Annotated in this window: 24 protein-coding genes and 1 pseudogene; 20 read left to right on the forward strand and 5 right to left on the reverse strand. The window is 31.2% G+C overall.

Translation table 11 applies throughout. The annotated features are described in order from the left end of the window. The 3 genes and pseudogenes from KO500_RS15950 to KO500_RS15960 all read left to right on the forward strand — a co-directional run. Positions 1–441 (forward strand): annotated as a pseudogene (locus KO500_RS15950) (epoxide hydrolase); the annotation flags it as partial. 220 nt (positions 442–661) lie between these two features. Beyond that, complete coding sequence (locus KO500_RS15955) at positions 662–1891, forward strand: IS3 family transposase (RefSeq protein WP_215957561.1); 1230 nt, start codon at positions 662–664, stop codon at positions 1889–1891. Between the two features lie 177 nt (positions 1892–2068). Beyond that, positions 2069–2503, forward strand: a complete 435-nt coding sequence (locus KO500_RS15960; RefSeq protein ID WP_215957562.1) for a hypothetical protein — start codon at positions 2069–2071, stop codon at positions 2501–2503. Between the two features lie 454 nt (positions 2504–2957). Here KO500_RS15960 and KO500_RS15965 read toward each other — a convergent pair whose 3' ends face one another. Continuing rightward, a complete protein-coding gene (locus KO500_RS15965) occupies positions 2958–3632 on the reverse strand; it encodes a cysteine hydrolase (protein ID WP_252732584.1) in 675 nt (224 codons plus the stop codon). A gap of 100 nt (positions 3633–3732) precedes the next feature. Here KO500_RS15965 and KO500_RS15970 point away from each other — a divergent pair, with 100 nt between their 5' ends. The 15 genes from KO500_RS15970 (at position 3733) to KO500_RS16040 (ending at position 17130) form a co-directional block, all read left to right on the forward strand. Further along, positions 3733–4050, forward strand: a complete 318-nt coding sequence (locus KO500_RS15970; protein ID WP_215957563.1) for a MerR family transcriptional regulator — start codon at positions 3733–3735, stop codon at positions 4048–4050. Between the two features lie 203 nt (positions 4051–4253). Further along, positions 4254–4721 carry a hypothetical protein gene (locus tag KO500_RS15975; RefSeq protein ID WP_215957564.1) on the forward strand — a complete coding sequence of 156 codons (468 nt, stop codon included), beginning with the start codon at positions 4254–4256 and terminating at the stop codon, positions 4719–4721. Between the two features lie 11 nt (positions 4722–4732). Then, positions 4733–5242, forward strand: a complete 510-nt coding sequence (locus tag KO500_RS15980) for a hypothetical protein (RefSeq protein WP_215957565.1) — start codon at positions 4733–4735, stop codon at positions 5240–5242. A 369-nt stretch (positions 5243–5611) separates the two neighbouring features. Next, the gene (locus tag KO500_RS15985) at positions 5612–6574 is read left to right on the forward strand and encodes a helix-turn-helix domain-containing protein (protein ID WP_252732587.1); all 963 of its coding nucleotides are present in this window, start codon (positions 5612–5614) and stop codon (positions 6572–6574) included. A gap of 604 nt (positions 6575–7178) precedes the next feature. Then, positions 7179–7892 (forward strand): hypothetical protein, encoded by a 714-nt coding sequence (locus tag KO500_RS15990; RefSeq protein ID WP_215957566.1) that lies wholly within the window; start codon positions 7179–7181, stop codon positions 7890–7892. Positions 7893–7899: 7 nt separating this feature from the next. Continuing rightward, positions 7900–8619, forward strand: coding sequence for a M23 family metallopeptidase (locus KO500_RS15995; RefSeq protein ID WP_215957567.1), 720 nt, complete (start codon positions 7900–7902; stop codon positions 8617–8619). Between the two features lie 171 nt (positions 8620–8790). Further along, positions 8791–9480, forward strand: coding sequence for a helix-turn-helix transcriptional regulator (locus tag KO500_RS16000; RefSeq protein ID WP_215957568.1), 690 nt, complete (start codon positions 8791–8793; stop codon positions 9478–9480). A gap of 75 nt (positions 9481–9555) precedes the next feature. Beyond that, positions 9556–10518 carry an alpha/beta fold hydrolase gene (locus KO500_RS16005; RefSeq protein WP_215957569.1) on the forward strand — a complete coding sequence of 321 codons (963 nt, stop codon included), beginning with the start codon at positions 9556–9558 and terminating at the stop codon, positions 10516–10518. After that, positions 10511–11038 carry a YdeI/OmpD-associated family protein gene (locus KO500_RS16010; protein ID WP_354668447.1) on the forward strand — a complete coding sequence of 176 codons (528 nt, stop codon included), beginning with the start codon at positions 10511–10513 and terminating at the stop codon, positions 11036–11038. The genes KO500_RS16005 and KO500_RS16010 overlap by 8 nt, the downstream gene beginning before the upstream one ends. A 248-nt stretch (positions 11039–11286) precedes the next feature. After that, positions 11287–11832, forward strand: a complete 546-nt coding sequence (locus KO500_RS16015) for a DMP19 family protein (protein ID WP_215957570.1) — start codon at positions 11287–11289, stop codon at positions 11830–11832. Positions 11833–12151: 319 nt separating this feature from the next. Next, on the forward strand, positions 12152–12673 hold the full coding sequence (locus tag KO500_RS16020; RefSeq protein WP_215957571.1) for a hypothetical protein: 522 nt from the start codon (positions 12152–12154) through the stop codon (positions 12671–12673). A gap of 209 nt (positions 12674–12882) precedes the next feature. Beyond that, positions 12883–13713 carry a prolipoprotein diacylglyceryl transferase gene (lgt, locus tag KO500_RS16025; RefSeq protein WP_215957572.1) on the forward strand — a complete coding sequence of 277 codons (831 nt, stop codon included), beginning with the start codon at positions 12883–12885 and terminating at the stop codon, positions 13711–13713. A 288-nt stretch (positions 13714–14001) separates the two neighbouring features. Beyond that, positions 14002–14436, forward strand: coding sequence for a UPF0158 family protein (locus tag KO500_RS16030; protein ID WP_215957710.1), 435 nt, complete (start codon positions 14002–14004; stop codon positions 14434–14436). 143 nt (positions 14437–14579) lie between these two features. Then, positions 14580–15470: a hypothetical protein gene (locus tag KO500_RS16035; RefSeq protein WP_215957573.1), complete on the forward strand. Its 891-nt coding sequence runs from the start codon at positions 14580–14582 to the stop codon at positions 15468–15470. A gap of 139 nt (positions 15471–15609) precedes the next feature. Beyond that, on the forward strand, positions 15610–17130 hold the full coding sequence (locus tag KO500_RS16040; RefSeq protein WP_215957574.1) for an IS1182 family transposase: 1521 nt from the start codon (positions 15610–15612) through the stop codon (positions 17128–17130). 811 nt (positions 17131–17941) lie between these two features. Here KO500_RS16040 and KO500_RS16045 read toward each other — a convergent pair. The 4 genes from KO500_RS16045 to KO500_RS16060 form a co-directional block, all read right to left on the reverse strand. Beyond that, positions 17942–18583, reverse strand: coding sequence for a hypothetical protein (locus tag KO500_RS16045; protein WP_215957575.1), 642 nt, complete (start codon positions 18581–18583; stop codon positions 17942–17944). A 3-nt stretch (positions 18584–18586) separates the two neighbouring features. Next, entirely contained in the window at positions 18587–19036 is a 450-nt protein-coding gene (locus tag KO500_RS16050; RefSeq protein ID WP_215957576.1) for a DUF1569 domain-containing protein, read from the reverse strand. 13 nt (positions 19037–19049) lie between these two features. Then, the gene (locus KO500_RS16055) at positions 19050–19400 is read right to left on the reverse strand and encodes a hypothetical protein (RefSeq protein WP_215957577.1); all 351 of its coding nucleotides are present in this window, start codon (positions 19398–19400) and stop codon (positions 19050–19052) included. 84 nt (positions 19401–19484) lie between these two features. Next, positions 19485–20066, reverse strand: a complete 582-nt coding sequence (locus tag KO500_RS16060; RefSeq protein WP_215957578.1) for a Crp/Fnr family transcriptional regulator — start codon at positions 20064–20066, stop codon at positions 19485–19487. Between the two features lie 605 nt (positions 20067–20671). On the opposite strand from KO500_RS16060, the gene dinB reads away from it, so the two are divergent. Then, complete coding sequence (gene dinB, locus KO500_RS16065; protein WP_215957579.1) at positions 20672–21889, forward strand: DNA polymerase IV; 1218 nt, start codon at positions 20672–20674, stop codon at positions 21887–21889. Between the two features lies 1 nt (position 21890). Continuing rightward, a complete protein-coding gene (locus tag KO500_RS16070) occupies positions 21891–24863 on the forward strand; it encodes a DNA polymerase III subunit alpha (RefSeq protein WP_215957580.1) in 2973 nt (990 codons plus the stop codon). Positions 24864–25907 lie beyond the last annotated feature (1044 nt).

The following is a 25907-nucleotide window of genomic DNA, read 5'->3' on the forward strand; positions in this document are numbered from 1 at the left end:
TCTCTGGCTTATGGATTAAATGATTCGCCAATTGGACTTTGTGCTTGGATTATTGAGAAATTCAATTCGTGGAGCGACAACAAAGGAAACATTGAAAACTGCTTTTCCAAAGATGAATTACTTGCTAATGTTAGCCTTTATTGGTTTACGAAAACAATCTACTCTTCTATGAAAATCTATCACGAAATAAGTCTAAGTCCTCTTGTTTTCGCAAAAGATGATTTTATAGAAACCCCTGTAGGTTTTGCTAAATTCCCAAAAGAAATACCTGTTCCTCCTAGAAAATATATCGAAAAAGGATTTAATATTGTTCATTGGACAGAAATGCCAAAAGGTGGTCATTTTGGAGCAATGGAACAACCAGAGCTTTTAGCTTTAGATTTAATATCATTCTTTAAAAAAACAGAAAAAAGCACTATGCACAACAATGGCTATAATTAATACGGGTTTTGGTACTTAACCCAAAGTTCAAAGCTTATAAACCAAGTCCGCCAAATCTTTTGATTTGGCTTTAGAACAAAAAAAGTAAAACAAAATAAAAAGTTTTGGCTCAGTGCTTAATCGGAAATTCAGTATTTTTAATTCCCGCACTAACAATAGCCGAAACGTTGCCAATAATTATGACCCGTCCTGAAATATGTATACAAAACACTTCAAGTATATGTATAAAAATGATGGATATATAAAACGCTATAGTGAGAGCTTTAAGCTCAAAGTCTTGGCAGAACTTACCAAAGGAAACCATTCCAAAAGACAAATTGCATTAACTTACGGTATACAATCCAGTACTATAAATGTATGGATCAAAAAGTATGATCGTAAAGATTTAATGAACACCCGTGTAACCGTGCAAACAGACGATGAACTTTCCCGTATCAAAGCCCTTCAAAAAGAGCTGAAACAACTTAAGGACCTTCTTATTAAAAAGGACCTAGACAAACTGGTGACCGACAGCTATCTTGAGGTAGCCGCCGAAAACCTGGGCTATAGAGATGTTGAAGAATTAAAAAAAAAACTTAAACATAAAGCCATGATGAAAGTAGCACCGATAAACCGTAATGAAAGACTGTATTCGATTGGTACTATCTGTAATGCCTTTGATCTGAAAAGAGATGCCTATTACAAATTCCAAAAACGTTTTGTTATCAAAAAACAGATAGAACAAGATGTACTCGAACTTGTTCGAAAAAGCAGAAGAACACTACCTCGAGAAGGTACCAGAAAACTCATGAGATCATTAAAAGATGAGTTTCATAAGTACCACCTTAAAGTAGGTAGAGACCAGCTGTTCCGTATCTTAAGAGAAAATCGATTGCTCATTAGAAGAAAGAAGTACTCCTCTAGAACCACCAATTCATATCACCGGTTTTACAAGTATGGTAATATTATAAAAGACTTGAGAATCAATAGACCTAATCAGGTTTGGGCATCCGATATTACCTATATCAGAACCATAAAAGGATTCTGTTACCTAGCATTGATTACAGACATGTATTCCCGTAAAATCGTTGGATACGACCTAAGTGATAGCCTAGAGCTAAAAGGGTGTGTCAGAGCTTTAAATAAGGCTATTTACAATGCTAAGAACATTGATCACCTTATTCATCACTCGGGCAGAGGTATTCAATATTGCATTAACGTCTATACCCAAATACCAAAAAGAAAGAAAATTAAAATCAGTATGACAGAAGAAAATCATTGCTATGAAAACGCCCTTGCCGAAAGGGTCAATGGTATTCTAAAAGATGAATTCTATCTTGATCAAACATTTACCAGTGTGGTCCATGCTAAAAAAGCAGCCAAAAATGCAATCAAATTATACAACTCAAAAAGATTACATTTATATTTAGATTATAAAACACCTAATTACGTGCATCAATATGCCGCTTAAAACTAATATTAATCTGTAGCCGTATTTTAGGACGTGACATAACAAAATAAAATGCTCTAATCAAGAACTTAAAATTATATTTAATGTGAAATTCTGAAAGTAGAAAACACTGATTAAAAAAGTTTGATTAAAGAAAATAATAGTTGAGAAAAAAACTAAATTATAATAAGAAAATCTATGTATGAAGGAAAACCGAGTAAAGGACTAGAGTTTTATGACTTACTAAACAAGTCTGAAAAATTCACTTCAGAATTAGGAAAAATAGCCTTAGCATCTGGAAGATTAGAAGTTGAATTTATTATGTTTTTAACTAAAAATAAAGTGAAAGGAAATTATAAAAAAGCAACACTTGGCAGACTTATTAGACTTGCTAATGAAAACAAATTATTATCGGAAAATGAAAACCAGGTTTTTGACCACATTTGTAAGCTTCGAAATTATATAACTCATAATATTTATGCTCTTTTTTCAGACTCAATTGAAGAGACAATTTTAGAAAGTGAAAATTTATTAGACTCTGACGTTTATTTATATACTGAAACAGCTTGGCAACTGACTGAAAATTTAAATGGCCTTGCAGATGTTATAAAAACAAAAAGGAATAATCTATAACTACACACAACAATATGTATATTTAATGCGGGGTTTAGTGTTTAATTCAAAAGGTTGTGTATTTTTACTAAGTCCGTCAAATCATTTTGATTTGATTTTTGATTAAAACAAGATAAAAGCAAACAAAATGCTTTAACTAAGTGCTAAATTGAAAATCTCTGATTTTCTATTCCCGCACTAAAAATACACGCAACGTTAGCAACAACCTTAAAAAAACATCTGTAATTCCAACAAAAATTTGGTTAAACTCAAACTTTATTCCTTTTATCAAACCATTTGACAGCGGAAACGTATAAAATTGCTTGAGGAAAAGTCACGAGGAACGTAAAACCAAACCGATTGAACCAAGACTGAATTAAATCCTGCGAACCTAAACTAAAAATCAACCCATTTACCAAACAAAGAGGAGTGGCAATTAACATCACAAACCGAAATGTAGATTTTAATTCCTTTCTCATTTTACAAATTCTTCGGTAGTTAAATGTTCGCCAAAATGATGAACAATTTCACTTAAAAAATAATCTTGCTGTATTCGATTAAAAGCAGAAGTCGCATCAGAAATCACAAAAGTATTATAACCAATATCGTGAGCTTCACGCAAAGTACTTTCGACACAAACGTGAGTTGCATAACCAGTCAGATAAAGATTTTCGATTTTATTATTTCGCAAATAAGCATCCAAATTTGAACCTGCGAAACCACTTGCACCCATTCTACCAGATACAATAAATTCATCTTCCAACGGTTCTACCGTTTTATAAAATTCCGCACCAAAACCATTTTTGGGAAATGTTCCAGCATTTGGAATTGCCTTTCTCAATCCGCTTTTGCCATTGGCTAATTCTGGATATCCTTTTTCAAATTGCAAACGAACATAAATAACAGGAATACCTTCTTTACGTGCGAATTCCAATGATTTTTCAATGTTGAAAATTGAATTTAACATCATTTCTTCATCCTCTAATAATGCCTTGCGTAGTTTTCCGTCTGCGTGCATCCATTCGTTTTGTGTTTCGATTAACAACAATGCCGATTTACTTTTGGCATTTGTTTCATCTGTAGAAACTTCTTGTGCTGTTGTTTTTGATATCATCATCATAATTATTGGTATTAATAATAAATTTTTCATCTAATTTGTTTTGTATTTACAAACATTGTAAATTATTTACAATTGCAAAACAACAACATATTTTCTATATTTGCAACAATTATTGTAAATAAGTTACAAAATGAAACAGAAAGTAGATTTATCGTTTGACTTTGACTTCTTGGAAAAATTAGTAGTTGGTATTGGAGAAGTATCTCAAATAACAGATATTCCAACAAGACAGATACGATATTGGGAAGAAAAGCAAATTATTGAAAGTCTGCCCGAAAAAGAAGGTAAAAACAGAAAATACGACTATAAGAACATAAAAAAAATGTTGCTTATCAAGGAACTTTTGGACGAAGGTTATACTTTGGACTCTGCATCCGAAAAAATAAAAAAGAGAATGGAACTAATAGAAAAAACATTAGACAAATTGAACAAAAAGGGCAGTTGCTAACAACGTATATACCTCATAGCTAGTTAATTGCTTCAACTAAGTTAAGGCTTATTTGCAAGTCCACCAAATTTTTTAATTTGGCTTTTTGAGAAAATAAGATAAAAAGAAAATTAAAAAATTCGGCTTGTGCTTAACCGAAAAAATAGTACCTTTTTGCACGCTACGAGCCATATACAAGACCGTTGTATGCAATAAATAAAAAAATGGATTCTATAGGTCAGATATTTTTAGTGTATTCCGATAAAGTGGAAGATTATAGAATAGGTAAAGGAAGGTTTTCTTTTACTAAAAATGACGATTCATTCATAGTTAATTTTTGGATAAGAGCTGAATACGAAATAATGATGCCTGACGGACAAAAAGATATTGTTTGGGGTCCAACGTTAGAAATTTTAACAACTCATAATTCTCTATTAGAAATTGGGGAAACTTCCAAACTACATATTCTAGACAAAGAAAAGGCTGGAAAAGAATGGGATATTAATTATCGAACAGGCTTTTATCATCAAAGTCACCAAATGATCAAAGATTGTGATATTCACATCAAGAAATTAAATGATCAGCAAATAGACGTTGAATTTAAAGGAGAACCTTCTGATGACTTTGAACATTTCACTTTCAAAGGTAAGTGTATTCTCCCTATTTCAGATAAAATAGAAAGATATTGGTAATTCATCATAGCATGCAAAAAGAGTTTAAAATCATTACTGAAGGAGTTATAATAATTGCCTCTTCAGAATCATTAAAACATAAATACAAAAATGAAGAGTTTAATTATGATTTTCCAAGTGGGTTTTCTCAGCTTTCTAACTCTAATTCTTTAATTGCATTAACAACAACTGAAGGTGATGACGTCAAGGTAGTAACACGATTTGAATCAACTCTGGATCACACTCATTACGATAAAATCATCTCTCAGTATTTAGCATTTGATTCCAATGACAAATTACTCATTTTGTCTCATGCTGAATTCACGATGATATGTAGTCGCAAACAAGGTGATTTTCAACAGTATGGTTGGCCACTAAAATTTACTGAATCGATCGACTCTGGTAGTTATAAAATTGAAGTAGGAGTTAAAGACGTCAATGATGATTTCGATCAACATCAAGCGTATTTCAAATTGGATATTAACATAATGAAAACAAATAATACTATCACTCCTAATCAAGTGGTTGATATTAGTGAATAAAAAGCTTACAACACTATGTAAAAATGCATTAAAACGCATTTTACATTAACCGTTGTAAAACATTTGTAACAAACATTTAAGATATATTTTCATAATTTATATTCTACAAGAAGTATATTTATTTCCATTTTATCAGCAGATTTGATTCATTTAAGATAAAAGATAATATTTTCAAACAATTAGTAATTGATTTATATAACACTTCTCAATATTGCGATTTTTCAGGGAATAGTATTAGGAATAATTATTTTAAAATCGTCCTTATTTAAAAGCAATGCAAATAAATATTTAGCCTACGCCATATTTACACTATCGCTTCTTTTATTAAATCTTGTTTTCGAAATAGTAGATATATATAACACTATACCCTTGCTACGTTTTATTGATAATATAGAATGGGGTTTTATTTTTCCAGTTTTTATTTTTCTATTTACTGTGCACCAAGTAAATCATCCTATACGACATTCTAAAAAAACCCGATGGTTATTTGTCCCTTTTATATATTATGCCTTCATCAATATTTTTAGTGACCTTGATACTATTGCTGGTGTTTATGATATTCCAAATTCAGTTTATAGAGTAATAGGAATTTTAAGACTTATAGGAATTTTTATAGTTCCACCATTTATAATTGGTATTTTAATCTATACATATAGTTTCATTAAATTTTCGAACAACACGCAAGAAAAAAAATGGATTACAATTTTATGGACGTTGGTTTCTGTATTATTGCTTTCTTGGGTATTAGCAATTATTCTTGGTTTATTTTTTGAATATGACGTTTCATCTTTTATGAAACTTCTTGCCTTATTTGGAACATTCGTAATCCATTGGACAGCATATTTTGGTCTATTTAAATATAGATTAGCGAAAGATAAAGAAGGTATCAATAAATTATTAACTCACAAGATTTCATTCAGCGATAATGACCTATCTATAGATACTAATCTTAAAAAAGTGAATTATTCAAATAATTTAGAACCACCTACAACAGAGAATCTTTATTACATAAAACTTGAAGCACTTTGTAAAAATCATCAAATTTATAGAGACAGTACATTAAATAGGGAAAAAGTTGCTGAAAAATTAGGAATAAGTTCAGGTTATGTTTCTAAATTGGTAAATACAATTACAGGAAAAAATTTCGCAAATTATATAAATTACTATCGTGTAGAAGCAGTTAAGGAAATGATTTTAGATTCTGAATTTAAAAATTACAGTCTTTTAGCAATAGGATTAGAATCGGGGTTTACTTCGAAGACAACATTTTACAATGCATTTAAGAAAGCAACAGGAATGACACCAAATGCATACCGTAAAGCGCATAAATAAGTACGGATTTGTATTGTTTTAAGGTATTGGGACTTTTAATATGTTTACTTCATTTAGTTTCGAGCCATAATTAAAATAATTTATAACCAAATTTGGACTACTGTATATGAATTTAATTCGATTATTACTTATTCCTTTTAGTATGATATCCTTGGTTGTAAAACATTTTGACTCGTCAAATAAATAATACTATGAAAAACTTAATAATATTTCTATGTTTATATACAACCATTGCTTCATCTCAAGAAGAATCGCAATTTGAAATTAAAGATAATCTGTTCAAAGTTAGTGTTTTTAATAACATCTCTCTATTAAACAATTTAACTCTTCAAATTGGTCTTTCAGTTAGAAAAAATCTTGATTTCGTTACTTTAGAAGTTCCGATTTTGATAAAACACAACATCTCAAATAAATGGTCTACATTTTTAGTGTACAATCAAGAAAAGTTATATATAAAAATTTTCCAGACTTAAATATTGAACAGCCTTCAAAGTTCTATATATCGACAGGTACGGAATATGGATTTAAAAACAATTTTACTGGAAATTTCACGATAGGATTTCCTTTCGACTTACAATTAGGGTTAAAATTTTAGAAATTATAAATGAAAATAAAAAAAACTTTAACCACAGCTATTTTAATAATATTTTTTACAATCGGATATTCCCAAACAACAAAAAAAAAGAATCAACTTGAATTTTCTATAGGTTACAATTCAGGTTCATTAAAAAATTTAGAATTTGCCCCAATATCACGCTATGATTATAAAGACATAATTTATAAATTAAACTATGAACGAACGAGTAAAAAACAAAACATTTTTGAAATAGAATTAGACTTTTTTGACAGAACAGCCTTAAAAAGTAAAAACATACCAAGCCTAAATGCGCATCACCTTAAAGCAGATTTAAGTTTTTCTTACTTAAAGCAGATTCATAATAAAAACGCATTTTCTATCCATTTAGGGTTGCAATCACTTTCAAATCTTACTTTTCTATATAATAAAACTGATTATTTTGCTATACATCAAGAATTTGGTTTTGCAAGTCTTTTTGGTTATCAATTAAATGAAAAACAGTATCTCTCTTCAAAATTGACAATTCCGTTTGTATTGGTTAGAATGACAAATAACGGTGGATCTGTTGAGTCCTTCAAGCGCTATCAAAGTGTGAAGTGGAACTTTAAGTATGGTTATGTACTTTCAAAATATTTTGACTTAAAAATAACCTACGACTTTATGTACAATAGACTTCAAATTCCTAGCGCTTATAGAGAATTGCAACATCAAATAAACCTTGGAATAATCTATAAATTTTAACTTAATTATGAAACTTACAAAATTAATAAAACATGTATTTTTATCTTCTTTTATTTTTATAGCAACTTCTTGTGCTGATGAGTTAATTGGTAATGTAGGAGAATTAGACGAAGATATTTTTCTAAATTATCAAACAATAACAGTATTAGAATTACCATTTGAAGATGATGCTGAATGGCATATAAATCAAGGTGGAAGGACAGGCTTGCAGAACAATCATTTTTCAAATCGTAATCAGAGATATGCTATAGATTGTGTTCAAAAATTAAATGGCATCTCTTTTATTGGAGATGGAACCAGTAATGAAGATTATTACTGCTTTGGTAAACGATTAAATTCACCTGGTTATGGAAAAATAATAGCTTTAGAAAATGATATTATTGATAATACTATACCTGGAAGTGTTAATAGTGATATTGATGAAAACACAAAAGCAGGTAACTATATTATTATAGACCATTTAAATGGAGAATATTCTCTTATGGCGCATTTTAAAAAAGGTACAATAATGGTTTCCGTTGGAGATATAGTTGTTAAAGGACAAGAAGTCGGCAAAGCCGGAAATAGCGGAAACTCTGGTGGTCCACATTTACATTATCATTTACAAAATAAATCTGGATATCTTGAAGGAATTGGTCTTCCAATGCAATTTTTAAATTATTATGCGGATGATGTATTCATAGAAAGAGGAGAACCTGTGAAAAGTGAGGTTGTAAGAAAGGAATAAAAACGTTTTACAACACCGTGTATAATTAATTGCTTGGTTCACTGCCGTCTTACGAACATTCCATCGGAATATTCTATCTGTGATTTATTTGCTAAATTAGTTGCTTACACACGCAACTAACCATACACAAAACCGTAAGCCATTTAAAAAGAACAGTAACTACATTGAAAAATGGATTATTCCGAAACAAATAGATTATCAAGATTAACCGCAATCTTAATTCAATTACAGACTAAACGAATTGTAACTGCTTTGGAGTTAGCTAATAAATTTAATATTAGTAAAAGAACTATTTACAGAGATATAAAGGCACTGGAACAATCTGGTGTTCCTGTATTAACAGAAGAAGGAAAAGGTTATACATTAATGGACGGATATAAAATACCTCCTGTTATGTTTACCGAAAAACAGGCTAATGCTTTAATACTTGCAGAACAATTAGTACTAAATAGTAAGGACGCATCTTTTGTTAAAGACTATACTGAAGCAATAGATAAAATTAAATCAATTCTAAAATATACAACAAAAGATAAAGCCAATACACTTCTTGAACGTACACGCTATGACCAAAATATAAATCGGGAAAGGAATAGTAATAACCTTTCTGATTTACAAAGCGCATTGACTAATTACAACCTTGTTAAGATAGAATATATTAATAAAGAAAATTCTCCATCAATCAGATTAATAGAACCATTTGCCGTATTAAATTCTGAAAATTGGTATTTAGTTGCATTTTGTCGTTTGCGTAACGAGTTTAGGTTTTTTCGACCAGACAGAATTCAAAAAATAGAAATTCTAACAGAAAATTTCGAACCTCATAATATGACTTTACAAGAATATTTTGACAAATATCAATAACTCTTTTTGCCCCTTGCCATAAGGTTGTCATCGACCCAATTTACTTTTGTAGTATAATTATTTTAAAACAAAAAAATGACAACAAAAATGAACGAAAGTATTAATTCAATCGAGTTTCCAAAATCTACTATGATTATAGTCAATGGTATTGAACTTGAAGTATTTGAAGCAGGTAAAGAGAATAAAGGTAAACCTATTGTACTTTGTCACGGATTTCCAGAAAATGCGTTTTCTTGGCGTTTCCAAATTCCAGAACTTGTAAAAGCTGGATATCACGTTATTGTTCCAAATCAAAGAGGTTATGGAAAATCATCTTGTCCAACTGAAATAACAGAATACGGCATTGAACATTTAACAGGTGACTTGGTTTCTCTTCTAGATTACTACGGATATAAAGATGCTACTTTTATAGGTCACGATTGGGGTGCTAATATTGTTTGGAGTCTAGCTTTATTACATCCTGAGAAAGTAAATAAAATAATAAATTTGGCTTTACCATATATGCAAAGAGGAGAAAAACCTTGGATAGAGTTTATGGAAGAAATATTTGGACCAGATAATTATTTTGTTCACTTTAATCGACAGATAGGAGTTGCAGATGCAATATTAGATAAAAACACATCACAATTCCTTCGCAACTTATTTCGTAAGAACGTACCACCTGCAATGCCTGAACTAGGAATGATGATGATTAATCTTGCAAGAGCAGAAAAACCACTCGGAGAACCAATAATGAGCGAAAGTGAATTGGCTGTTTATGTTTCTGCTTTTGAAAAATCAGGATTTACAGGAGGTATAAATTGGTATAGAAACCTTGACCGAAATTGGCATTTATTGGCAGATGTAAATCCAATTATTCAACACCCTACACTTATGATATATGGCGAACAGGATATGATTCCTAAATCTGAGAACCTAACAGATTTCGTTCCTAATGCAGAAGTCGTTAGTTTAAATTGCGGTCATTGCATTCAACAAGAAAAACCAGAAGAAACTAATCAAGCTATTTTAAAGTGGTTAGAACAACAGAATGCCTAAAGAAGAAATAGAAACATATTATCCTAAAAGTCAAACAGATTGGAGAAACTGGTTGGTTAAAAATCATCAGTTGAAACAGTCTGTTTGGCTTGTTTTTTATAAAAAATCAACAAAAGTCGCCACTATTAGTTGGAGTGAAGCAGTTGATGAAGCACTTTGTTTTGGATGGATAGACAGTACTAAAAAGACAATAGATGCAGAAAGATACATACAATATTTTAGCAAAAGAAAACCTAACAGTATTTGGTCTAAGATAAATAAGGATAAAGTGGAGTATTTAACTTCAAAAAAACTTATCCAAAAAGCTGGATATAAATCTATTAAGATTGCAAAAGAAAATGGTTCTTGGTTTAAACTAGACGAAGTAGAAGCACTTATTATTCCTGAAAATTTGAAAAAAGAATTTAAAGCAAGAGAGGGTTCTCTGGAATATTATGAGAGTTTGAGTAAATCAGCAAAGAAAATTCTATTAATTTGGATTGTGCTTGCCAAAAGACCTGAAACAAAAAAGAATTATTGAAATAGCTGAAAACGCTAGTAAAAATACGAAACCAAAACAATTCAGATAGAAAAAAACGGCTTACAACAATGTATATAAAAAATAGGCGAAACAGTAATAAATTCAAGGCTTTTAGCTCGTATCAAACTACGTGTTTAACCGAAAGTTTCGTGCTTCGAAATCGCCTACTTTTCATATACTTACCGTTGTAAGACATTATGAGAAACCTTCCAATATAGGTATATTCTTAGGAAAATAAAGAATCAAAAATGCCAAGTAAATTGTACTCCTTAAATGATGGAAACCAAGACAAACTTCTAGTGTCAATTAAGGTAAGTCAGGATTGGGTGGATTCCGTTAAATCTAAATATGATTGGAACGAATTTGACTTATATGACAATCGATTATGGGAATATATGTATAAACTCTTTGATGAGACCATGGTCAAAAGTGGAATTCATGATGATGATGAATTATGGAATAAATTGAATCGTCAACAAAAAGTGTTTTGGGCATTTCTATCTTTTAATGGCGATACCGATAATGGAGGTGTTCATCAATTTGTTATTAATCGACCAAAATTTATCGTCGCGACTACTGAAACATGGAAAGAATTAGGAATTGAAAAATTAGAAACAGATTACAACTCTGTATTGGCCGAATTAACTGTAAAAACATCTGAAATTACTGAATTGAAATCTTCAGCAAAAATCGAAAATTACTATTACGACAAGGAATTCAAAAAGAAAGTCTATAAAAAAGTAGCCGATTATATAGAAAATAATATCGAAAAGTTAGCTAGTATCGAAAAATAACGGCTTACAACAATACCTATAGCAAATAGGGCATAAAGTGCTATATTTAAAGGCTTGGGCTAATTTACTAAGTCCGCCAAATCTTTTGGATTTGGCAATTAAAAAAGAAAAGATAATTACAAAACAAAAAGCTCTGGCTAGCAGACCAGACGGAAACGAAAAGTTTCCTTGCCTGCCCTACTTGCCATAGCCGTGACCGTTACCACACATAAAATATCTAAAGAAAAATAGAACTGGTATAGTTATTGAATAAAATCATTTAAAAAACAATTCTAAAAAAATATTATTTATAACAAAAATCGAATAAATTAAAAAACAAATGAATAAATTAAAATTAATTATAGTTCTTTCAATAGCAATATTGTTTAGCTCTTGTTCTGAAGATAAAGACACTGAACCTATAATTCAAACTGGAAATGGATTTAACTATAAGGGCTCATTTTATTCTGTAGATAAAGCTTTTATAAAAGACTTTAATATTATAGATAATGAACCTTCTAAAATCTCTATAGTTTTGTCAAATGTAAACCCATCTAGAACAACTCCAAAATGGGGAGATGTAAATTATTTTTATTTTGCATTTGAAGGAACTAACGTAATAGAAGGAACTATAACACCTGTTCCCGAGTACTCGATACGTGAAAATGCAGATTTTGAGAATTTTTCAATTCTTGCAGGAAATACAATTATAAGACATAATGACCCAAGAGTTAGTAACATAGCTATTTCTAGTTCTGTAAATATTAAATCTATATCGATAGATGAAATAGATCTAGATTTTGAATTTACACGACCAGATGGAGAAATTATAACAGGAAGTTACAAAGGTACATATGAATAAATGAAGAAAATTTAATTTGTCAATATAATGTAAACGTGTAGTAACACCGTGTATAATTAATGGCTGGTTATCGCCTACTTACGAAAATCTTCGCAGATTTTCTATTCGGTTTTTATTTGCTAAATTAAGTGCTTAAACACGCCACTAATCATACACAATCACGTTAGCCACAAGCTAAAAAAAAAATCCAGCAACTAAAACCAACCGATATGAAAGACGGAATAATAAATTGGAACGTTGACCCTGAAATTTTTACTTTATTCAACACTTTTCCAATTAGATATTACAGTCTTTCGTGGGCAATTGGTTGCGGTCTTTTATATTTAGTAGTTAAGAAAGTTTATCAAAAAGAGAAAATACCACTCGAAAACTTGGAACAGCTAACTATGTACATTTTAATTGGAGGGCTTCTGGGTGCACGCCTTGGGCATTGTTTTTTTTATGAACCGCAATATTACATGCAAAATCCACTTGAAATACTATTACCTATCCGAAAAGTAGGCGAATCCTTCAAGTTTACAGGATTTCAAGGACTTGCAAGCCATGGCGGATTAACTGGAATAGTAATCGCAATCATCCTTTATGTTAGAAAGACCAAAACGAATATTTTGTGGATAATGGACAGAGTTGCTCTTGGGTCTGGATTAATGGCTGCGAGCATTAGAATTGGGAATTTTATGAACTCTGAGGTATACGGCAAACCGACGAATGGTAACTGGGGTGTGGTCTTTGAAAGAGATGACCTAATACCTAGACATCCAACCCAACTTTACGAAGCTGCGGCATATTTGCTCATTTTCGTGGTTCTTTTGTTTGTTTATAAATCGAAAAAAATTAGAAGACAAAATGGACTTATGGTCGGAAATTTTACGATTTTAATGTTTACAGCAAGATTTATGATTGAATTTGTCAAAGAAAATCAAGTTGTATTTGAAGATTCGATGTCATTAAATATGGGGCAAATTTTAAGTATACCCCTTATCCTTTTAGGTTTTGGAATAATATATTACGGGAAAAAGCCAGTGGCTAACAATGCCTAAACGTAATGCGGACTTTAGGGCAAAACCGAAAGGTCTGATTATATTTATGAAGTCGCTAAGTCTTATGGATTTAGCTTTGGACAAGAAAAAATAAAACTAAACAATAAGCTTTAGCTTCGTACGCAGACGGAAACGAAAAGTTTCCTTACTACCGCACTACGAGCCGAACCGTTATGCGCAAGCCAACAAAAATCACATTACATATTAAAATTTCGGCTTTTTAAAAAGAACATGTGAATTTAAAAATGTATTTATTAAATTGAGCTTCTAAATGAAAAATGGTTGGATGTGGAAAATTCCAAATTGAAAATAATAAAAGAAATTGCGCAGGAATTGGATTCTGGATTTGACTGTTATTATAACCCAAAAACGGACGAAATTGTAACGATTCCAAATTTTGGACAAATATCAGACGAAGATGAGTTTCGTGAAGCATTTGGAGTGGAATTAGAAAAAGTAAATAAAAACAAGGCAGAATTTATAAAAATTGAGGTTTTAGAAAGTTTCGAATCTTTTAAAATAATGGAACATTTCATTTCCCAAATTGCGGACAAACAGCTTCAAGCGGAATTGGAAAATATTTTAGAACAAAAAAAACCATTTCAGAATTTTAAGAATTCAATTGACAATTCGGATTATAGACAAAACTGGTTTGACTTTAAACAAAATGAATTGGAAAAAATAGTAGAAACTCGATTAAAACGAGCAAAAGCCAGCGCATAACACCGTATAAAAATAATTGCGGTTTAGTGCTTAATCAAAAGTCGTTGCGTGTTTGTAACGTCTGATTTTCCTTTGGAAAATCCTCGCATACAAACCCGCAACTATTCTTATACATAAACGTTCTACTCCATAATTAAAATAAAATGACTAAAATAAAGATTTCAATAAAAGCCTCTGGCTATAAAGGTTCTTATGATGAAAAAGAAAGTGCTAAAAGTATTGTTATTGATAAAGATTTAAACAGTTTTCAATTAACTGAAAATGATTTAAAGCACATACTTACTTCCATAATAACGGCTATAAAAGAAATAAAAGCTGAATACCCGGATGAGCAAACAAACGTTAGCTATCATAATGATAATAGACTTGAAAGTATCATGTTTGAAATAGAGTTTAACGACAAGTCTGGTGATTCTCAAATTATTAAAGAAAAAGCTTTTTTTGAAGAAGTAGCAGAACACAGCAGTTTGCAATCCTTAATTTTTGACTATTGTGATGTTACAGATAATGGAGAAGAGGGCACGAGAATTTGGGTTATGGGGGAATACATGCAGGGGACTCCTGCCGGAACTTATGCCATACTAGCACTCGCAAACAAAAACAAAAAATGGATATCTAAATACATCGATTTTTTAAAGACTAATGATCTAGATAACGAATTTGAACAAATGTGGCATATTAAAGCCCTGATTGAAAAATATGGTTGGTGTAAAGAAACCTGCAGTTTGGCCATTGCAAGAAATGTTAGTTGTTGTGGGCAAACTGGAAAAGAACAGTGTGCTGCTTTTTTAGATGAAGGACTTTTAGATTATCTGAATTCTGAAGAAAACAGAAAAGAATTTATTGATCTAATTTCACAGGAATTTGAGGAATGGGATCAAGTTGAACTTAGATTAAAAGACGGTTCTAAGAAATACTATATAGTTTATGTTGTAAATTATGTAGATCACTTTGATAAAGTGCTAAAAGAAGAAGAAATTAATGAAATGAAAACAGGTTTATTGAACAAATTGGAAGATTACAATACGAATTAAAACGGTGTAGAACAATGTATAAATGGCATTAAAACGACCATTTATACTAACCGTCAGACTGCGCAAAAACCTATTCTTTTTCCTTGTAAAAAAACTTAGAATTTCGTAAATTAAAGTATTGTTAATCAATACATTACTTATGGATTTTATCAAAGGTTTTGACCGTAACCAACTAGTTATGATGGATTTTGAATCTTGTTTAGGTATGGATTCTTGGGCAAGGGTTGTGGATATGTTTGTGGATATTCTTCCTCTTAAAGAACTAGGATTTAAAGAGGTACTTAACGATCAGGGTAGACCTCCATATTGTTCCTCTGATTTACTTAAACTCTACCTATATGGTTATAAGAACAAAATACGATCCTCACGACAATTAGAATTGGCCTGTAAAGTAAATTTAGAAGTAATTTGGCTTTTAAAAGGCCTTAGTCCATCTGCTCGGAAAATCGCCTACTTTAGAAAAAACAACGCTACTGCCTTTAAGCAAGCCTTTAGATATTTTGTAGTGCTTTTAAAAGATTGGAAACTTATAGAAGGAGAAACCATTGCTATTGACTCCTTTAAAATAAGAGCCCCAAATGCACTTAAAAACAACTTTAACCAAAACAAAATAGAACGACATATTACCTACATTGACACTAAAATTAAAGAGTATCAAAAACAATTAGACCAAGCGGATTCGGAACTTGATTGCCAAGAGGTACAAAATAAAATAGTATACCAAAAATCGAAAAAAGAAAAATACCGTACCATAGAAAAACAATTAAAGCAAAGTGGGGAAACACAAATAAGTCTTACCGATCCCGATGCTAAATCCGTTGTGCTCCATCGTAACATCGTAAATGTAGGGTACAATATACAGGCTGGCTGTGATGCTAAGCACAAGCTCTTTGTATACAATGACACTGGTAAGGTAAATGATACTAATGCGCTTTCTTCCATGGCTCTCGATGCAAAGCAGCTCTTGGGAATCGAAAATTTAAAAACCCTTACTGACAAAGGATATACAACAGCAAAGCAATTAAACATTTGTACCCAAAATGGAATAACACCTTACTCCTCACCAAAAGAACATTCTTCGCAAGATAACGGACTATTTTCCATGGTAGATTTTAAGTACTCTCTGCAAAAGGATACCTATATATGCCCTGCAAACCAAACCCTAACAACAAATGGAACAGTTTACCATAAAGCAAACCATAAAGTAAAGCATTACAAAAATAGACAAGCTTGCAAAGAATGCAAATTAAGAACCTTATGTACTACCAATAAAAATGGACGATTTATAGAACGTTCTATTTACCAAGAAGACTTAGAAGAAAATAAAAAAAGGGTAGATGATAATCCTGAATATTATAGACTTCGACAACAAATTACAGAACACCAGTTTGGCACTTTAAAAAGGCACTGGGGATTTACATATACTTTAATGAAAGGGAAGCAACATGTATTAGGCGAGGTTAATTTATTGATGATTTGCTATAATCTAAAAAGACTTATGACCATACTTGACCCAAAAGAGCTAAAAATTAGGTTAAAGGCTCTGTGGTCTTTATTAAACCTAATATATGACGCTATTAGGACCGTTTCAAGACAATTTATTAGTAAACCAAATTTAACGTATTCAAAAAAACAACTACATAAAACGGCCATTGCCTAGCTTAAATTAGACCAGAAGTTACTATTTTTATTCAAAATGGAGTTTTTGCACAAACTCCCGTTAAAAATAAAATCAGTTATACTTTCTGTTTTGAATGGTTTGGTAATGAACAAATTTTTCTTGACGACACCTTATTGAGTGCCATTCTAGGCGATACAAATCTAATCCTGAAACAGTCAATGGGGTACGCAGAATTTTTAAAACGAAAAGAATTATAGCATACCATTTCGCAAATCCTGAAGGAATTTCTATGAGGTCCGATTGGATATTGCCTCTTTTCGTGCATCAAGCTTTAAAACCTCCAATTATAAAAACCATAGCTCCTTGTGATACATTCGGCTGTTCTTACGAATCAATCTTGAATTGCATTTCACTTATTTTGTGAACTTTCAGCGCTATTTTTGCTCCATCGAGAATCTTTCCGACATAATTGCTCTCTTTAATCATATATTCTAGGATTGTCAAGTAAGCTGAATAAACTAGATTTGGATTTACCAATAGAGTTAATAATTTTTCAATTGAAGAAAATAGAATTTTTGAATCTAGAATTAAAGCTTCTAAATTTAATGAAGAATTCCTTTGTTTTACCGCATTTCTACTTAAAACAGTGTTTTGCTATTGCAAAATAAAAAAACGCGTATGATGAAACTTACGTTTCACTATTGCCTAGATAAATAGAAAGTAAATACAATAAGAAAAGCTCAAAGAGTCAGTTTTAGAATCTATGAGTCTAGAAGGAACAGTATCTAAATTTAACAAAAGATTGGTTTGTTTTTTACCTCATCTCTTGGTTGGCTCTGGTATTTATTATTCATTTTCTGTAGTTTCTTAAAGTCAAGATATGCGATAAAAGTACCAAAGGTACTATATAAGCTGGTAAGTACACATATGGGAAATACAATACAGCAATGTTTGGTTGATTAAATGCTAATTTCTGTAAAGGTAATGGTGATGAGAGTATTGCAATAGTAACAATAAATAGAAGTAACATCAGTCCGAGGATGTTCCATGTTAAAATAAAGTATTTTGGCAATCTGTTTTTTTGAAAAGACAAGTACAGCAATATAATGATAGCTGATATACCCATAATAATATCAAAATTCCAACCTTTAAAGGTCATTAGAACAGGAATTTTCTTTTCTATAAACAGCTGATAAAGTACTAGTTCTATTGGTAATCGAAGTATATGAACGGCACATAAAAATTTTAAATTGAGTTGAATCTTTCTAACTATTTTATAAAAGATTATAGAGAGAACAACTGCACCTAAGAGAATCAACAAAAATCTTGGTGGTCTTATTAATGTGTCTGTAAAATATTCATTGTACGAAGCAATACCAATAATAATAAGCCATAAAACACTTAAAATCAAAATCCTTTTGTCTCTTCTTGTTCCTAAATAAAACAGGATAAAAGACAAAAGGGTTATTGTTATAAAAATAAAGGATAACATCTGTTAATTATTAAACTGCTTTAAATGGTGATCGGTATGTTTGTAAACATACTTCCCGATTTGTTCTTGCGTCATTTTACCAAAAAATGGATGCACGAAATTGTGGTTTGAAAAAGATGAATAAGCCTGCAAAAGCTCAATCCATTTTACTTTTTCATTTTCAAAATTTTCTGTTCCTATTCCTGTAATTACCATTTCAGGATGAGTTGGCTGGTTTTTTTTCATTGGTTTTTCATTTTTTAAGATACTTTTCAATGCCATTCCGCCAAATAACCTGCCAATAAACAACCTTTTGTAGTGTTTCTTTCCTTGAAACATTTGTTCACTCATTGTACAATGTTTTAACATTTGGTATGCATCCATTTTACCCCATTGAGCTTTGGAATTCACTTGCAATGAATTTATTCTATTCACTAATTCCGTACTTGTGTTTTCGTCAAAAATAGTCTTCATGATAATGATTTTTTTAAGATTGCATTGGAATTATGTTTCTGACTTCCACAGATCCTCCCATTAGTAATACGGGACATTCTTTAGCAATTTCTGATGCTTCAGTTAGAGATGAAGATTTAACCACCATATTTCCTGTAAGTGTTTGGTTGTTTGGTACAGGAATGCCTTTTTTGATTTCCATAGAAGGGTTAATTGTTGTCCCTTGAAGCCCTAAACGGCTAGTGCTTACGAGTTTTGCTTGTGATGCTATTCCGCTTATAAAAGTTCCCCATTGTTGTTGCATTTTAAAAAGTTGCTCTTGAGTTCGTTCTTGGTTACTGGGTTGCATACGAAATAACAACATATAATCTTGTAATTGTTTCATCTGTAGAAAGTTTATTTATGAATGATTGATGAGACAAAGCTATCGTCATTATAAAAAATAAAACTTGTCATAAGGCAAGAAAAGCTATTCCTCCGAAATTTCTTTTCTTATTCGGCTTAATGAGGTGTCGGTAACCCCTAAATATGTAGCTATGTGCTTTAGTGAAATGTTTTGAACAATATGCGGTTTTTCTTTGATTAACCTTTTATATCTTTCTTTGGCTTTGTCGGCTATCATGGATACACTTTGGTTTTTTAATGAAAAATAACTGTTCACCAGCGTAGTTCTCCCTTGTTCTCTAAAACTTTGAATACTATGGAAGAGTTGTTGAAAAGTATCAAAGTCTAATTGCCAACATTTACAATCTGTCAAAGCTTGTATACTTTCTCTAGTAGAATTTCTAAGAAAAAATGAAGTCCAATCAATAACAATATCACCGACTGCATAAAAATTGGTTGTTATGTCATTTCCCGATATATCTACAACATAAGAACGAGCAAAACCACTCTCTATAAACCAATAATGATTTTCTGTTTTCCCTTCATCCAATAAATAGTCATTCTTAGAAAAGTTAACTTGTCTAAATTTTGAAATAATCAACTCCTGTTCATTTTCATTTAAGTGGGCTGAGGAAAAAATATTTTTTAAAAAGTGTTCGTCTTTCATTATATTTATCAGATGGTATTGGTCGCATGTTCGTTAAGATACATGATGTACATAAGTTAAAGATTAATTGTTTACACTAAGTTAATTTTTAAATTTGTGCATAGTTTCTTAGGTTTCTTTGATCAAAGTAACCTAAAAATACATTTCTATAATAGACTTTCCAAATTCCGTTTCCATACTATGATAGTAAACTTCGTAATACGTTTTTTCTTTATAAATAAAACGATTTAGCCTATTTTAATTTCCTCTTGATGGATACCAGTGTAAGGCTCGCTCTAGCCGAGATATAAGTTTTTATGATGATAGTATTATTAGAACTAAAACCATAATGCCTATTACGGAAATTTTAAAATCAAAAAATAATTCTACACGTAATGGTTCTCAACATGTTAAGAACATAATTAAAAAATGGAAAATTTAGCTTTTAATATAGAGTTTTAAACTTCAATAGAATTTTAATATTACTCCAATTATCTGTAAATAAATCATTTAGTAACCTACTATCTTTAATAAAATGCTGTTGATAACAATTCTGTTAAATTTCAATTACTAATCATAATTATATCTAATTTTGGAAATAATCCATTTTAATGTATTATTTCCAAATGAAAACAGAATCAATCATACATTTAGATTTAGATACTTTTTTTGTGTCTTGTGAGCGACTTATCGATTCTAAACTACTAAAGCGTCCTTTGCTTGTAGGTGGTATTGGAGATCGTGGGGTTGTTGCTGCTTGTAGTTATGAAACTAGAAAGTTTGGAGTTCATTCTGGAATGTCTATGAAATTAGCTCGCCAATTATGCCCTGAAGCGACTGTTATTAGAGGAAACTCAAGCACATATACCAAACATTCACAATTAGTTACAGAAATTATTAAAGAACGTGTACCTGTATTTGAAAAAGCGAGTATTGACGAGTTTTATGCAGATCTGACTGGTATGGATAAATTTTTTGGTACTTATAAATTTGCTTCAGAACTTAGGAATACGATTATTAAAGAAACAGGACTACCTATTTCTTTCGGTTTGTCTTCTAATAAAATAGTTTCAAAAGTTGCTACTGGTGAAGCTAAACCTAATAATCAAATACGAGTAGATAGTGGTTTTGAAAAAAAATTTCTAGCTCCACTATCTATTCAAAAAATACCTTCTGTAGGTACGAAAACCTATCAAACATTACGAAATTTAGGCATTACAAAAGTACATATTGTTCAAGAAATGCCTCTAGAGATGATGGTTAGTGCTTTAGGTAAACATGGGCAAACAATTTGGAGACGTGCCAATGGTATTGATCGTCCTCCTTTAATCCCTTTTCATGAACGAAAATCGATATCTACTGAACGTACGTTTGATAAGGATACCACTAACATGACCTTGCTACGAACTACAATAACTGCAATGGCTGAGAACTTAGCATATCAATTACGTAGAGGAGACAAACTTACAGCTTGTATTTCTGTTAGGTTGCGCTATTCTGATTTTCAGACCTATTCTAAACAAATCAAAATCCCCTATACGAGTGCTGATCACATATTAATTCCAAAGATATTGGAGTTGTTTGAGCGTTTATACGAACGTCGTTTACTAATCCGGTTAGTTGGTGTAAAATTTAGTGATATCGTTACAGGAAATTATCAAATCAATCTTTTTGATGATACGGAAGAAATGCTGAGTCTATACCATGCTATGGATCACATTCGTAACAAATATGGAGAAAAAAGTATCATGCGAGCAACTTCCATGGGAGCAAAAACTATAGGACGATTTCACAATCCATTTAGTGGAGAACCCCCTATCATACTAGCACACCGAAAACAATAATATGTATCTTAATTGTCACTCTTATTATTCCTTGCGATTTGGCACATTTTCAGAAGTTGAACTTTTGAAAATGGGGCAAATAAATGGTGTAAACACATTGGCGTTAACTGATATTAATAATACATCTGCTTGTATGAATTTTGTAAGAAAAGCCAAGCAATATGGAATTAAACCAATTATCGGGATTGATTTTAGAAATGGTGCTGAACAGCTTTATGTTGGCATTGCTAAAAATAATGAAGGATTCAAAGAGCTTAATGATTTTCTTTCTTTTCATTCGCATAAAGACATAAAATTACCCGCTTTAGCACCTGTATTTGAACATGCTTTTATTATTTATCCTTTTGAAACTATTTTACAGTTAGAGAAATTGAATTTTGAATCCCATGAATACATAGGCATTTCAGTAGACAACTTAAGGCGTTTGCCATTTTCAAAATACAAATCATACATCGATAAATTAGTAATTCAACAACCTGTTACTTTTAGAAACAAGCGTGATTTTAATGCGCACCGATTATTGCGTGCTATTGCAAACAATACATTGTTAAGCAAATTACAACAGACTGAACAAGCCAGTTTAACTGAACAAATGTTGTCAAATGACAAACTCCTAGAAGCTTATCAAGAGTTTCCGAAAATAATCGACAACACTAATACTTTAATGGCAAGCTGTGAAATAACTTTTGGTTTTGGAGAAAGTAGAGTTTCCCAAAATCAGCAAATATTTGGTTCTTCAAAAGAGGAAGATTTTAAATATTTAAAACAGCTTTGTGAAGATGGATTGCCTAACCGATACCCCAATCGTACCGATGCAGTGACTAAACGTTTAGCCGTTGAACTAGAAACCATTCAAAAAATGGATTTCGTTTCGTATTTCTTAATCAATCATGATATCATTAACTACGCAAATTCTAAAGGGTATTTACACGTGGGACGTGGTAGTGGTGCAAATAGTATTGTGGCGTATATTATTGGAATAACAAATGTAGATCCTATTGAATTAGATTTATATTTTGAACGATTCATAAACCCTTATCGTGTTTCCCCTCCAGATTTTGATATTGATTTTAGTTGGAAAGACCGCGAAGATGTCACTGCATATATTTTCAGACGTTTCAAAAACACAGCATTATTAGCAACCTATAATACCTTTAAATATAAAGCCGTAGTTCGTGAATTAGGTAAGGTATTTGGACTTCCGAAAGAAGAAATAGACAAGCTCTGTACAGGTCATTTTGCTATCAGTGATTTGGATGATATGGCAAAGCTTGTTTTGAAGTACAGTGCATTAATTAAAGGGTTTCCTAATTATTTGAGTGTGCATTCGGCAGGTGTTTTAATTCTAGAGAAGCCTATACATTATTATTCTGCCACAGATTTGCCCCCCAAGGGTTTTCCAACAGTACAGTTTGATATGATTATCGCCGAAGATGCAGGGGTTTTTAAGTTTGATATTTTAGGACAACGTGGTTTAGCTAAAATTAAAGAAGCTATAGAAATTATTAGAGAAAATAGACCTGATGTACCTGATATAGATATCAGTCAAATTGAAACATTCAAAAAAGATGCTAAAATCAATGATTTATTAAGTAGAGGAAAAGCGATTGGTGCCTATTATGTTGAATCTCCTGCGATGCGTGGTTTAATGTGTAAGCTTAAAGTTAATGACTATTTAGGTTTGGTTGCTGCTAGTTCTGTTATTCGCCCTGGAGTTTCTAGTTCCGGAATGAAAAATGAATACATACGCAGGCATCGAGAGCCTGAGCGTAGAAAAGAAGCTAATGCTATTTTAGGACAAATTATGCCCGAAACCTATGGTATTATGGTGTATCAAGAAGATGTATTAAAAGTAGCCAATCAGTTTGCTGGGTTAGATTTAGGAGAAGCAGATGTTTTACGCCGTGGTATGAGTGGTAAGTTTAGGTCTAGAGAAGAATTTACACGCGTAGAAGAAAAATTTAGAAGCAATTGTAAGAAAAAAGGGTATCCTGAATCTTTAACAACAGAGGTATGGGATCAGATTGCTAGTTTTGCAGGCTATGCCTTTGCTAAAGGACATTCTGCTTCTTATGCGGTGGAAAGTTATCAGAGCATGTATTTAAAGTGCTATTACCCTTTAGAGTTTATGGTAGCTGTACTTAATAATGGTGGTGGATTTTATAGTGCGGAACACTACATACACGAAGCTCGAATGTGGGGAGCCAAAATTCATGCACCTTGCATCAATTTAAGTGATCACCACAATACCATACATGGTGTAAATATCCATTTAGGTTTTGGTTATTTAAAAAACTTAGAAAATTTGGTGGTACAACGTTTTTTAACCGAACGACAGCTTCACGGATTGTACGAATCATTAGATGATTTTATAGACCGTGTGATTATTAGTATAGAGCAATTAGCCATTTTAATTAGAATTGGCGCTTTTAAATTTACAGGTTTAGCAAAGAATGAATTACACTGGCAAGCCATCTTTAAAATTAATGCATTAAAAAAACGATCAGGTAATCCTTCTTTATTTCAACCCAAGCACAGACAATTTGAACTTCCCAAATTAGAACATAGTTGGTTAGAAGATGCTTATGACCAAATAGAACTATTAGGTTTTCCTTTGTATAGTTATTTTGATTTAATTTCTGAACCTATTTTAAGCAATTTAACAGCCAAAGACATGCTACAAAATGAGAATAAAGAATTATTGCTATACGGTATTCTCGTAAACACAAGGTTTAACACGACCAAGAATAATAAGAATATGCGTTTCAGTACATTTATAGATCAACAAGGGGATTATTTTGATGTGGTTCACTTTACTAAAGTAGTGGATAAATATCCTATTCATGGTATTGGAGTTTATGCCTGCTATGGAAAAGTTACTCAGGAATTTGAGCATTTTAGTATTAACGCCATTTGGACAAAAAAACTAGCTTTTAAAACGGATCCTAGAGCTTCAGATGATATCCCATCTTAACTTAAAAAAGAATATTATTTAGGGTTAAACAAAAATTGCTTAGAGGCACAATTGATTTTTAAAATCGACTTATTTCAATTTGGGAAAACAACAAATTACCGGACTTTAAACTAACAAGTATGAAATTATAAAATATAAAAAAATAAACATTAGTGTTTACATGACATTCGTGGTTAAAAGAAATTTTCTGAAATTCCCATTGTGATCTATAGTACATCTTTTAATCAACGAGAGATTGATATTTCAAAAATGGTGTTGGGCGTTATATTCAAAAGCCTACATCCTTTGAACAACTCAAAACTTTACTATAAAAGTGTTTACGTTCATTAAATAAACCTGAGAATTTAGATGTTGAAAATTCTGATTTTGTGGTATAAGCTTACTTTTAGTTTAACTTTTTTCATTAGGTCTTTTAAATATCTACAAAACTAGAAATGCAAATATTTATAGCAAATAATAATAAAAAGAAGTCTTCATGATTAATTCATATATTTGTAGTAGACGATTCACTTTCTATTAAATAGAGTTGATATTAGGTTCACAATTCGTCAACATTAACGGTTAAATTTTACAGAGGCATTGATATTACTGGGCTAACAAAGATAGGTTCAAAACCCAGCCCGGTCACAAAAGCCTTTTAAATCATAAGATTTAAAAGGCTTTTTTCAGTTTTAAGAACTTTCTAGATTCACTTCACTGAAGTTTCTTTATTTTTATTAAAGACTTAAACTATAAACAAACTAAACAATTTTACATAGCTTAAAAGCTCTCATTTAAAAGCTTTTTAAACCCAAAAAAAACTATCTGAACTTACCAACTATTTAAAGGGCTTTATAACGGTTTATTTAAGCTGAAAACATTAAGTTACAGGATAAACATTAGTACTATTTTAGTTTGTATTAAAAGCTGTGAAAATGGTTTTTTAATGTTTATAAATTTTACAACTTTGAGATAAAAAACATAGGTACAGCTTCAACATATTTTATCTTATTTTGGTGTTTAATAATTAAGACAAAAACAATCTTGGATTTACAACAAAAAAGT

This window comes from Cellulophaga baltica (assembly GCF_018861125.1).
Lineage (GTDB): Bacteria > Bacteroidota > Bacteroidia > Flavobacteriales > Flavobacteriaceae > Cellulophaga > Cellulophaga baltica_A.